Here is a 13,276-nt window from a genome sequence, read left to right as displayed (position 1 = left end):
AAGTCGTTTATTTTAGGTTATTAACACTCAGTTCATTCTAAATTCGTCCGTCAGACGGAATCCCCGGAGCAATTCATCCGTCTTCAAGCGCTTCTTGCCGGGAAACTGCAAAGAGAGAACCGACAAGAACCCGTCAGGCACTGCCACCTTTATATACTTCTTTCCGTCTGTCACGACAGTTCCGACAGGAAGCCGATGCGACTCCGTTATTTTCTCGCTTTCAAAAATCTTCACGACCGTCACCTCCCCACCTGGAGCAACTAAATTACTCCACGCGGCAGGATAAGGAGACAACCCGCGAATGAAATCATATATCCTTTTCACCGGTTGGTTCCAGTCAATCCGGCAAGTCTCCTTGAATATCTTCGGAGCAGGACGAAGCTCATCCGCCACCACCATTTCTTCTTGCGGAACCGATTTCACCGTACCGTTCAAAATAGCATCCACCGTCTCGACCACCAACTTTCCCCCCAATACCATCAGCTTGTCATGAACGATTTCCACGTTGTCGGTATCTGCAATCGGCACACGCACCTGCTGAATGACCTCACCGGTATCTATCTCATGTTTCAGAAAAAAAGTGGTAATCCCAGTTTCCGTATCGCCGTTGATAACCGCCCAATTAATAGGAGCAGCCCCCCGATACTGAGGCAGCAAAGAAGCATGAAGATTGAAAGTACCCAGCCGGGGCATGTTCCATACCACCTCCGGCAACATGCGAAAAGCGACTACAATCTGTAAGTCCGCTTTCCACTCGCGCAGAGCCTGTACAAAAACCTCATCTTTCAGCCTCTCCGGCTGAAGCAACGGCAAGCCCCGTTCAAGTGCATATTCCTTTACCGGAGAATACTGAATCTTATGTCCGCGTCCGGCAGGCTTATCCGGCATTGTAATCACACCCACGACATTATATCCCCCTTCCACCAACCGGCGCAGAGCCTCCACCGCAAAATCCGGAGTCCCCATATATACAATCCTTAAATCTTCTTTCTTCATACTTTTCTCATTAAACAAACGACACTAATAAAATGATACTTACGCATAAAAGCCTCCCACACGTCAATCCTCGGAAAAATGCACCAGCACTTGCCGGTATGAATTAAATATCTTCGATTTGGAGACAAACCCCTGATAACGTCCCTCCTCGTCTATTACAGGAAGATTCCACGCCTTGGTATCGTCAAACGTCTGCATCACCTGCTCCATTCCGTCCGTATCAAATATTTTGGCCGGTGCCGACGTCATTAATTTACTAACGGTAAAACGGTGATAAAGTTCTTGACGGAACATGATGTTGCGGATATCATCGAGCAGGACAATACCCAGCAATTCACCCGTTTTCTTATCCGTCACAGGGAAAACATTCCGGTGGGAAGCAGCAATCGCCTTCACCAGTTCCCCCAAATCCATTTCAGGATGCACCGTTACAAAATCCTTCTCCACAACATTCTCCATCTTCATCAGCGTCAGCACTGCCTTATCCTTATGATGTGTCAGCAACTGTCCTTTCTTCGCCAGACGCATCGAATAAATACTGTGGGGTTCGAACGCTATAATCGTCAGATAAGAACTTACGGACACAATCATTAACGGCAGAAACAAATCATACCCGCCCGTCAGTTCGGCAATCAAGAATACACCCGTCAGAGGGGCGTGCATCACCCCGCTCATGACTCCTGCCATCCCCATCAGCGCAAAATTTTTCTCCGGCAGATAGGCAGAAAAGGCAAAATCATTACTGAAATGGGAAAATATGAACCCGGCGATACAACCCAGATAAAGCGAAGGAGCAAAGATACCGCCGCAACCGCCTCCGCCGTTTGTCGCACTGGAAGCGAACACCTTCAACAAAACAATCAGCACCAGATATACCAACAACAGATTACCGTAACCGTAGAACATCGAATTATTCATCACCGTATCCCATTCCTCAGGAGACGTCCCGTTCAACAATAATTCGATAGTATCGTACCCTTCGCCGTAGAGAGGAGGAAAAAGGAAAATCAACACGCTCAGCATCACCCCGCCGAACGCCAATTTCCGATAAGGATTTCTGAGCTTGCCGAAGACACCCTCTACCGAATTCATGGCCCGTGTGAAATACAGCGAGATAAGTCCGCAAAAAATTCCCAGCAGGATAACGAAAGGAATACGTTCCAATTCGAATGCCTGGTCGAGATGGAATTTAAACATAGCCTCTTGTCCCGTCGTGATGTAAGACACCGTAGCCGCCGTGACGGCGGAAATCAGCAACGGAAGCAAGGAAGACATGGTTAAATCTATCATCAAAACCTCCAGGGTAAACACCAACCCGGCAATCGGAGCCTTAAAAATGCCGGCAATCGCCCCCGCCGCGCCGCATCCCACCAGCAACATCAACGTACGGTGTTCCATCTTGAACACACTGCCCAGATTGGAACCTATCGCCGAACCGGTCAGCACAATCGGCGCTTCCGCCCCGACCGACCCACCGAATCCAATGGTGATAGCACTAGCAATGGTGGACGACCAAATATTATGCCGCTTGATACGTCCCTGCCTGCGGGAAATAGCATAGAGAATCTTGGTGACCCCGTGGCTGATATCGTCCTTCACGATATTGCGTACAAACCAACCGGACAGGAAAATCCCCACTACCGGGTACACCAGGTACAGGTAGTTAGCTTCCGTCACATTAAAATTATCGGTCAGGAAATTTTGTATCTGGTGAATCAAAAACTTCAATATCAAAGCGGCAAATGCCGTAAAGATTCCCACCAGAAAACTCAATACCAGGATGAACTGCTTCTCCTTAATATTATCCTCCCGCCATTTGATACAGCGCTGCAATAAACCCGGCTTCTCTTCTTTCATTTATTCGCGAATTATTTTAATCACTCCCCCCTTATCCAGCTTTATAATACTAGACGGTTTGGGCCGTCCCATATCATCCTGCCGGTAACCCACAACATAGTCCACGGCTGATTTGATTTCATCACTAATCTCACTGAAATTGGCAGCCCCCGGCTGGCCGCTGACGTTAGCAGACGTAGAAACGACAGCCTTACGGAACTGTTGGCAAAGCCGTTTGGAAAAGAGCTCATCCGTTACACGGATACCTATGCTTCCGTCTTCCGCGAGCAAGTTCGGAGCCAGGTTGCGGGCACCGGAATAGATAATCGTCAGCGGTTTATCCGCCACCTCCATCAACTCCCATGCCACGTCGGGAACATCCTTCACATAAAAATCTACCTTTACGGGCGTATCCACCAGCACCAACAGCGCTTTGCTATCAGCGCGTTTTTTTATCTCATACACCCGTCGCACTGCTTCCTCGTTAGTGGCGTCACAACCTATCCCCCATACAGTATCAGTAGGGTAAAGAATCACTCCCCCTTCACGCATCACCTGACAGGCTTTTTTAATATCTTCTATCATTTCTTGATTAATTTCCGTTAAGAACAAGAGGCAAAAATAACACTTTTATTCCATTCCGTAAAATCTATCCAGACGTTTTTAAGCGCCCTTTCTAAATCAACTACCCATAGAACGGGTGGAACTACCTGCCAGACAGAGAGCGAACAGGAGATGTTTTCCTCGAAGAAACACGTCTTGAAAAGATAAACGGCGCAGACCGATGCAAAGGTCCACGCCGTCTTACATGACAAACAGATAATCTTAAGAATCGTATTTTTATAAGGTCAGTTACGTTTTAGGTTTGGATTTAGAATTACATCCTCATAAGGATAAGGAACATACATTTTGCTGTCGTCCCATGTACCCGTCACCGGTACGATTTCTTTTCTTTTCACTCCGGGTGCCACCGTAAGTTCCGGATTCTCCTTACGGAATTCAAAATGCTCCTTATAGCGGTACATCCTGAACATATCCCTTGCCCTGCTTGCAATACCTCCCCAATAATATCCGGCTATTTCCCAGCCGTGTTCATTGTACCCGGCTTCTGCTAATTTCTCCGGAGTCATTGATATGCTGTATCTGTTACTCTCTTCACCGTCCGCCCTGTTACGTACCTTATTCAATACTTCCACAGCTTTTGCATTAACCTCTCCGGAACGCCCTACCGCTTCGGCATACCAGCAATATACCTGCGAGAGTCGTATCAACTGAAAAGTTTTTTCACCTGCTGCATTCACCATAGCAGGGTCGGTATAGTCAAATTCCGTTCCACGAACAGCCCCTTCAACAGTCTTCATGAAAACAGGTGCAACCACCTCGCGGGAAGGCGGGTCAGTGTCTTCCCACCAGTCATGAAGTTCCCCATCGTTAAGCATGATTTTCGGGAAATAAGTAGCATCCTTGCGAGGCCCCTCCGGAAATTTCAGCCAGAAATTAATCTCTCCGTTTGTATCTCCCCATCCTCCTTGTTTCATGTCTTGGAGGAAATCGGTCAAGGGAGCGGACTGATTGGTCTGGTCCCTGTTATAATAAATACCCAACAACAACTCTTTATTACTATTGTTGTATTCCCATGAATATACTTGGCTGTACTCTTCCAGTAGGTCGTAATAATAAGTCCCGTTCTCTACCCCGTCAATCACTTCCCTGGCTTTGGAAGCAGCCAACTTATAATATTCCTGCCCTTTGTTGAGCGGCCATCCCGCCATGCACATATAGACATACGCCATAGTCGCCTTCACGGCTCCCTTGCTTACGGCTATATTAATCCCGTTCCTCGCATAAGGCTCCTTGTCATACATCACAGGACAATCACTCTCGGCAATCTTCAAGTCGGACAGAATCAACTCATAAACCTCCTCTTCCGATTTCAGCGGAGCATTGTAATTGATTTCCTCTTCCAGCATGACAGGTACAGGTCCCCACGTCGTCACCAGATAGAAATAAGAATACGCCCGCCAGTAATGCGCCTGCCCGACGGCAACCTTAATCTCGTCTTCCGAGACATCGGGAGTACGTCCCGCATTGTTGATAATAAAGTTGGCCGCCTTGATAACCTTGAAACGTTGTTCCCACATACTGGACAGCCAGGAATTATTATCTTTTACGTCAAACTGGTCATGTTCCCTGAGCGGCTGCTTGTTACTGGAAGGATGCGTAGAAATATCATCGCCTGCCAGAAAATTCGTACCGCAAAGGTTATTGCTCGCTTGCGAAGTCGCTATTACGGAATATAATGCAGTCAACGAAGCGTCCAAATCTTCTTTATTGCTGAAAAAACCCTCCGACGTCAACTGTCCTTTCGGGTCCTCCTCAAGAAAATCGCTGCAAGAAACCGAACACAAGGCAACACAAAGGAATACCCCAATCTTTATCATATATCTATTATAAATCGTTTTCATAATTAGTCTATATAATCAATGGTTAGAATCTTATTTTAGCTCCGAATGTAATGGTACGCGGTATCGGATAAGCTCCATAATCCAACCCGTCATAACTCGTGTAGACTTCCGGGTCCATTCCCTTATAGCGGGTGATTGTAAAGAGGTCCTGCGCACTCACGGACAACTGTACGCTCGCAAACTTCAATACCCGCCTAGGGATATGATACGAGATACTAACATTCTTCAATTTGACAAAAGAAGCATCCTCCAGCCAGAAATCCGAATTCGCGTAGTTCTTGCTATCCGTATTGGTAAGGCTCGGATAGGCAGCATCCGCCTTATTGCCCACATAATCCCAACCTTTAAAATATGCATCCCTCAAAGTGATAAACCGAGAATTACCTGTCATTGAAGCAGCCATGAAACGGCTTATGTTCAATCGGTTGTATCCGGTGGCAGCGTTGAAGAAAATATTCAGTGTCCAGTTTCGCCAAGTGATGGTATTATTCCATCCCAATGTCCATTTCGGGCTGGCCTGCCCCTTCACTACCAAATCCTCGGAAGTCGGGTCGGTTGTCAGACTGCCGTCTGCCTTCTGATAAAGGTTGGCTCCCTTGTCATCAAAGCCCTTCCACTGATACACATAGAAAGAACCCATCGGATAGCCGGGTTTCATAATCTGCATCGCACCTCCTAAATCACTGTAATTGGCAGTAAGTACAAAATCATTACCGGCAAGATCTGTCACCTCATTCTTCACGTAAGCCGCATTGAAGTTCGTCTCCCAAGTCACCGCCCCTTTCACGGGGAACGTATTGACTGAGAATTCGACTCCCGTATTGCTCAACTCGCCCTGATTGACCCAATAAGTGCCGCCTCCGTTATACTTAGGCACTTGCTTCTGGAAAAGCAAATCCTTAGTCATCTTCTTAAACCAGTCAACGGTGATATTGAACCCTCCCAAGCTCAAATCCATCCCCACGTCATACTGGTAAGTCTTTTCCCAAGTGATGTCGGGCGTAGGAAACTGGTTTCCCCAATATCCGGTATAGGCATTGGAAGTTCCCCAACCATAAGACACGCCCGACAGCATACCTAGCGTACTATAGGAAGAAATATCCTGATTTCCGGTCACACCGAAACTACCTCTGAGTTTTAATTGTTCAAGTACATGTTGATCACTCATAAAACCTTCCTTCGCAATATCCCAAGCCACCGCAGCCGACGGGAAATATCCCCATTTATTGTTTCCCTGGAATTTAGAAGAACCGTCGGCTCTCAATGCTGCCGTGATGAAATAGCGTTTCTTGTAATCATAGTTGGCACGTACGATTCCGGAAGCCAGAGATGCTTCCGTATATGAATTACTGGCGTTCCGTATGGAAGCGTTAGCAATATTCCAATACCCCACGCTCTCATTATTCAAATTGGAGCCGTTTCCCTGCAGGCTCGTATCCCATGAACGGCTTATCTCCCATACCGCCATCGCTGTTACACTATGGTCGCCGAACTGCCTCTGCCATGTCAGATTGTTTGTATTCTGCCAGTAGTTGTGCAAGCTACTGGTATTGCTCATACTGTTGATTGCTCCCGGAGACTCCAACTTCGACTTGAACGAATAAGAAGGACTGTGGTCGTAATCATAACCTCCCTGCACCGAAAGCGTCAGCCCCTTCATGATTTTAAACAGGAACGTCAGATTCGCATTCAAGTTGTAACTGTAACTATCGCTGTAGTTTACCATCAGCTCGCCATAGGGGTTCGAACCATTGGCTATGTTGTACGGGTCTTTGTTGTACACGCCGGTTTCCGGGTCCTTCATCTCCATAGTGGGTGAGAAATTAGTGACATGCAACCAGTTCGCACCGTCATTATGTTTGTGTATGCTGGTAGCGTTCATCTTGGCCGATATAGTCAGCCACGGCTTCACATCTGCATCAATGTTCGTCCTGACTCCATAACGTTTATAGTCCGTCATGATAGTAACCGCTTCTTGGTCCAACACATTTCCCGAAACGAGGTATTTCACCTTGGCGTTTCCTCCCGAAATACTCAACCTGTAATCCTGCGTTACTCCCGTATGGGTGATAAGGTCTGTCCAATTTATCCCTTTTGTCCCGTTTTGATAAGCCGCCAAATCTTCGCTCGATATGGTAGACGAGCCCCGGATGTCGTTCAGTGCCGTCGCATATTCGTATGCGTTCAGCAAGTCATACTGTTTCCTGACAGTAGAAAGGCCGACAGATGCGTCGAACGTGACACTAGCTTTCCCTTCGCTACCACCTTTAGTGGTGATTAAGATAACCCCGTTCGAACCGCGCGAACCGTAAATGGCGGTGGAAGAAGCATCTTTCAAAACTTCCATAGACTGGATATCCGACGGATTGATACCGTCCAGACCGCTGGAAGAGATAATCCCGTCTATCACATATAAAGGATCGCTGCTCTTGTTGATAGAGGTCGTACCGCGCACGCGCACCTTCATGCTGGCTCCGGGCACACCGCTTATCGCAGTGACTTCCACGCCGGGTGTACGGCCTTGAAGGATATTTTCAACCCGCTTCACAGGTTGGTTCTTGAATTGCCGGGTCGATACGCCAGAAACGGAACCCGTCAAATCGCTTTTCTTGACTGTTCCGTATCCCACCACTACTACCTCGTCGAGCAACTGGTTATCTTCCTTCAGCACAATCTGAAGATTGGACCTCCTCCTCACTTTTATCTCCTGCGTATTATAGCCCATGTAGGAAATAACAAGTGTCGCCCCCACACGAGCCTTCAACGTGAATCTTCCGTTTATGTCACTGGTGGTTCCCGTCTCTTCGCCTTTCACTAAAATAGAAGCCCCGATAATGGTTTCTCCCTGTTCGTCATTAATGACTCCCTTTATGGTCTTTTCACCGCCTTCCAACACCTCTTCCGGTTCTGCCGGCCGCTCTTCAGCAGCAGAAGGCATTTGCGCGGATACAACGGACGGCAAAAGCGACATAAAAAGAATGCATAACAACCATTTGCTTTTCTTTATTACTTCCATGACTGATTTAAGTTTTGACTGATTATGAGAGTTCATTACTTTTTTCTTTTAACAATCTTTGTGCCAAAAATCAACAAGATATAATAAAAATTATCATTCAATAATTTGATTATCAACTTATTAATCATCCAATAAATAAAAAAGGAATGCCGGTGCCCTCCAGGAGGGAAAATTGTGGAACTGTGTAAAAATTCCACAGGTCAACAGACGGAATTCCACAATACCAGATGCGAGCACCTATCATCCCTACCGTCGCCTATTAAACTTTTATTAACTATTTTCTTTCTTATCCCCGAAAACAGAGTGACCGGAAAATATCTATCTTTGCTCCGATTTCAAACAAGAAAGCAAAAGTGCTGTTTTGGTATCGAATTTAAAACGTTTAAGAGAAAACAATGGAAGAAATCGTATTTCATCACACATTACCTATCCAATTGCGCTTTAATGATGTAGACAAATTCGGTCACGTCAACAATACCGTATATTTCTCTTTTTACGATTTGGGGAAAACCGAATATTTCGCTTCCGTATGTCCCGGAGTGGACTGGGAAAAGACAGGAATTGTCGTAGTGCATATTGAAGCCGATTTCGTAAAGCAAATCTTCGCATCGGACCATATCGCCGTACAAACTGCCGTTTCTAAAATCGGAACCAAAAGCTTCCATCTGATTCAACGGGTAATCGACACGCAAACGGACGAAATCAAATGTATCTGCAAATCGGTCATGGTAACCTTCGACCTTGAAAAGCACGAATCCATCCCATTGACAAAAGAATGGATAGAAGCAATCTGTAAGTTCGAAGGAAGGAACCTGCAAAAAAAGTAATCGAAAGGAGGATTTACATTTTACCCATCCCTTCTGGCAGATAAAGCCGCTTTTCTCTATCCCGACACGACATCACCCCAAAGAATATGAATGTATTTTCAACCGTACTCCGTTATTTTTCACCCTTCTTCGTTCATACTTTCGTTTTCTACCTATTGGCAATTTCCTTCTGTGTCAGGGAAGTTATCCATGAATAAAAAAATGTTCTACCTGTTCCTTCCCCGTTTTTCTGGGTAAGAAAGAAGTTTCTTCCTTACATCCGCCACAAACAAGCGGAAAGAAAAAGAAAATCAATAATTCCGCGCAGGAGATACTTACCGGGCACAAATTGCCACTGCGTACAGCCGTACCAAATCCATATCTCCTAAATATTTTCGCCATATCTGTCCTCCACTTCCGCTTTTTTTCGTACTTTTACCCCTTGTTGGGAAGAAGTGCCTTTCCAACCTTTGAGAAAAGAAAAAGAAAAAACAATATATAAAATGAATCACAGATGGAATTATCGACCCATTACACCCGAACAGGCAGAGACAAGCCGGACATTGACTCGAGAATTGGGAATTAGCCCAATACTCGGACGACTTCTGGTACAGCGGGGAATCACCGAGGCGGCAGACGCCAAGAAGTTTTTCCGCCCGCAATTGCCCGACCTGCATGATCCGTTCTTGATGAACGACATGGATATTGCAGTGGAACGTCTGAACAAGGCGATGGGAAAGAAAGAACGTATTCTGATTTACGGAGATTATGACGTAGACGGGACTACAGCCGTAGCACTAGTCTACAAGTTTATTCAACAGTTCTATTCGAACCTTGATTACTACATACCCGACCGCTACAACGAAGGGTATGGTATTTCCAGAAAAGGAGTGGACTACGCCGCACAAACAGGCGTGGGATTAATTATCGTACTCGATTGCGGAATCAAAGCCGTAGAAGAGATTACCTATGCCAAAGAAAAGGGTATTGACTTCATCATCTGCGACCACCATGTACCAGATGACATTCTCCCTCCCGCCGTAGCTATCCTGAACGCGAAACGCCTGGACAACACATATCCGTACACGCACCTTTCCGGTTGTGGTGTCGGATTCAAGTTCATGCAGGCATTTGCCATCAACAACGGCATTGAGTTCCACCACCTGATTCCCCTGCTTGATTTGGTAGCGGTCAGCATCGCTTCGGACATTGTTCCCATCATGGGCGAAAACCGTATTCTCGCTTTTCATGGGCTGAAACAACTGAACGGCAACCCCAGCGTCGGAATGAAGGCAATCATCGATGTATGCGGGCTTTCCGAACGAGAAATCACAGTGAGCGACATCGTGTTCAAAATCGGGCCGCGCATCAATGCGTCGGGACGTATCCAGAACGGAAAAGAGGCGGTAGATCTGCTTACAGAAAAGGATTTCTCCGCCGCGTTGGAGAAAGCGGGACAAATCAACCAATACAACGAAACCCGCAAAGACCTTGACAAAAGCATGACCGAAGAGGCGAACCATATCGTCGCCAACCTGGAAGGACTGGCGGAACGGCGTTCCATTGTACTCTACAACGAAGAGTGGCACAAAGGGGTTATCGGCATCGTAGCGTCCCGACTGACAGAAGTCTATTACCGTCCCGCCGTCGTCCTGACGCGGACAGACGACATGGCAACCGGCTCAGCGCGTTCCGTTTCCGGTTTTGACGTGTACAAGGCAATCGAATACTGCCGCGACCTGCTGGAAAACTTCGGCGGGCATACGTATGCCGCCGGCCTGTCCATGAAAGTGGAGAATGTGGAAGCTTTCACCCGCCGGTTCGAAGAATTCGTATCGCAACATATCCTGCCCGAACAGACCAGTGCTGTGATTGACATCGATGCTGAAATCGACTTCAGAGACATTACGTCCAAGTTCTTCAACGACCTGAAAAAGTTCAATCCTTTCGGTCCGGATAACACGAAGCCGGTGTTTTGTACACACCACGTATATGACTACGGTACGAGTAAAGTCGTAGGCCGCGACCAGGAGCATATCAAACTGGAGCTGGTCGATAACAAATCAAACAACGTGATGAACGGCATTGCGTTCGGACAAAGCTCACACGTGCGTTACATCAAGACCAAACGTTCGTTCGACATTTGTTACACCATTGAGGAGAACACGCACAAGCGTGGCGAAGTCCAACTTCAAATAGAGGATATAAAACCGATTGAATAAGTATCGGGAGATATTGAAGCAATACTGGGGATATGACTCCTTCCGCGACTTGCAGGAGGAGATTATCGCCAGCATAGGCGAGGGGAAGGATACATTGGGGCTGATGCCGACCGGCGGAGGCAAATCCATCACATTCCAAGTACCCGCTCTCGCCGGAGAAGGACTTTGTATTGTCATCACCCCCCTTATCGCCTTAATGAAAGACCAGGTGCAGAACTTACGGAAGCACGGCATCAAAGCCATCGCCGTATATTCCGGCATGACACGACAGGAAATCATCACCGCACTGGAGAACTGCATCTTCGGCGACTACAAATTCCTTTATATCTCTCCGGAACGGCTGGACACAGAAATATTCCGTACCAAACTTCGTTCCATGAAGGTCTCCATGATTACGGTAGACGAAAGCCACTGTATCTCACAATGGGGGTATGATTTCCGCCCGGCTTACCTGAAAATAGCAGAAATCAGAAGACTGTTACCCCAAGTCCCTGTGCTAGCACTGACGGCGACAGCAACCCCTGAGGTGGTAAAAGACATCCAAGCGCGACTGAACTTCCGTCAAGAAAATGTTTTCCGCATGAGTTTCGAACGGAAAAACCTTGCATACATCGTCCGGGAAACGGAGAACAAGACGGGGGAACTGCTGCACATCCTACGGAAGATAACGGGAAGCGCCATCATTTATGTCCGTAGCAGGAGGCGTACCAAAGAGATTACAGAACTGCTGACGAATGAGGGCATTACCGCCGATTTTTATCATGCCGGGCTGGATAATGCCGTAAAAGACTTACGGCAGAAACGCTGGCAAAACGGAGAGGTGCGCGTCATGGTGGCCACTAACGCTTTCGGTATGGGAATAGACAAGCCCGATGTACGCGCCGTATTACATTTCGACCTTCCTGACTCTCCCGAAGCTTATTTCCAAGAAGCAGGGCGTGCGGGAAGGGACGGCAAGAAAGCCTATGCCATTATCCTGTATACCAAAATCGACGGGATAGCCCTTCATCGGCGGATTGCGGATACTTTTCCCTCCAAAGAGTATATCCTCAATGTCTACGAACATCTGCAATATTATTACCAGATGGCGATGGGAGACGGCTTCCAATGCATCCGCGAGTTCAATCTGGAGGAATTTTGTAGAAAGTTCAAATACTTTCCTGTCCCGGTGGACAGCGCGTTAAAAATACTCACCCAGGCGGGATATCTAGAATATACGGAAGAGCAGGACAACGCTTCCCGCATTCTTTTCACTATCCGGCGGGACGAGTTGTATAAACTCCGGGAAATGGGGACGGATACGGAAGTGCTGATACAAACTATCCTCCGCTCCTACACTGGGGTATTCACCGACTACGCCTACATCAGCGAAGAAACCCTCTCCGTGCGTAGCGGATTGACACGGCAACAAATCTACAACATACTGGTGACTTTGACTAAGCGTCGCATCGTAGATTATATCCCGCGTAAAAAGACACCTTATATTATATATACACGCGAACGGATGGAACTGCGCTACCTGCATATCCCCGCTTCCGTGTATGAAGAGCGGAAAGCAAGATACGAGGCACGTATCAAGGCGATGGAAGAATACGTCACCACCGAATCGGTTTGCCGCAGCCGGATGCTGCTCCGTTATTTCGGAGAGAAGAATGATCACAACTGCGGACAATGTGATGTCTGCCTCAACCGTCACGGAAACGACGGGTTGTCCGACAGCTCTTTCGACAAGATAAAAGGACAAATCATGGAAGCGCTCTCCGGAAATCCTCTCCCTCCCACTGAGCTGGCCGACAAAATTACTGCCGGAAAGGAGGATGCCGGCCGTGCTGTCCAATATCTGCTAGAAGAAGGCAAACTGAAGATGCAAGACGGAATGCTGCATATTTCAAAATAAGTTATTACATTTGCAAGGTAACTCAAAAACAATATATC

Annotated in this window: 8 protein-coding genes; 3 read left to right on the top strand and 5 right to left on the bottom strand. The window is 47.1% G+C overall.

The features are described 5' to 3' along the window. Positions 1 to 27: 27 nt before the first annotated feature. The 5 genes from fmt to Q5076_RS07565 all read right to left on the bottom strand — a co-directional run bounded on the left by fmt (position 28) and on the right by Q5076_RS07565 (position 8,313). On the bottom strand, positions 28 to 996 hold the full coding sequence (fmt, locus tag Q5076_RS07585) for a methionyl-tRNA formyltransferase (protein ID WP_303012154.1): 969 nt from the start codon (positions 994 to 996) through the stop codon (positions 28 to 30). Positions 997 to 1,059: 63 nt separating this feature from the next. Further along, on the bottom strand, positions 1,060 to 2,853 hold the full coding sequence (locus Q5076_RS07580; RefSeq protein ID WP_303012153.1) for a chloride channel protein: 1,794 nt from the start codon (positions 2,851 to 2,853) through the stop codon (positions 1,060 to 1,062). After that, positions 2,854 to 3,417, bottom strand: coding sequence for an L-threonylcarbamoyladenylate synthase (locus tag Q5076_RS07575; protein ID WP_303012152.1), 564 nt, complete (start codon positions 3,415 to 3,417; stop codon positions 2,854 to 2,856). It lies immediately after the preceding gene. Positions 3,418 to 3,680: 263 nt separating this feature from the next. Next, the gene (locus tag Q5076_RS07570) at positions 3,681 to 5,297 is read right to left on the bottom strand and encodes a RagB/SusD family nutrient uptake outer membrane protein (protein ID WP_303012151.1); all 1,617 of its coding nucleotides are present in this window, start codon (positions 5,295 to 5,297) and stop codon (positions 3,681 to 3,683) included. Between the two features lie 22 nt (positions 5,298 to 5,319). Continuing rightward, entirely contained in the window at positions 5,320 to 8,313 is a 2,994-nt protein-coding gene (locus Q5076_RS07565) for a TonB-dependent receptor (protein ID WP_303012150.1), read from the bottom strand. A 395-nt stretch (positions 8,314 to 8,708) separates the two neighbouring features. Between Q5076_RS07565 and Q5076_RS07560 the strand changes: the two genes are divergently transcribed. The 3 genes from Q5076_RS07560 (at position 8,709) to Q5076_RS07550 (ending at position 13,238) form a co-directional block, all read left to right on the top strand. After that, on the top strand, positions 8,709 to 9,140 hold the full coding sequence (locus Q5076_RS07560; RefSeq protein WP_303012149.1) for a thioesterase family protein: 432 nt from the start codon (positions 8,709 to 8,711) through the stop codon (positions 9,138 to 9,140). Positions 9,141 to 9,622: 482 nt separating this feature from the next. Beyond that, the gene (gene recJ, locus Q5076_RS07555; protein WP_303012148.1) at positions 9,623 to 11,341 is read left to right on the top strand and encodes a single-stranded-DNA-specific exonuclease RecJ; all 1,719 of its coding nucleotides are present in this window, start codon (positions 9,623 to 9,625) and stop codon (positions 11,339 to 11,341) included. Next, the gene (locus Q5076_RS07550; RefSeq protein WP_303012145.1) at positions 11,334 to 13,238 is read left to right on the top strand and encodes an ATP-dependent DNA helicase RecQ; all 1,905 of its coding nucleotides are present in this window, start codon (positions 11,334 to 11,336) and stop codon (positions 13,236 to 13,238) included. Before recJ ends, Q5076_RS07550 begins: the two co-directional genes overlap by 8 nt. Positions 13,239 to 13,276 lie beyond the last annotated feature (38 nt).

The organism is uncultured Bacteroides sp., from assembly GCF_958445495.1.
Taxonomy (GTDB): domain Bacteria; phylum Bacteroidota; class Bacteroidia; order Bacteroidales; family Bacteroidaceae; genus Bacteroides.
Note: the sequence above shows the minus strand (reverse complement) of the source record. Positions and strands in the feature narration are given on the sequence as shown.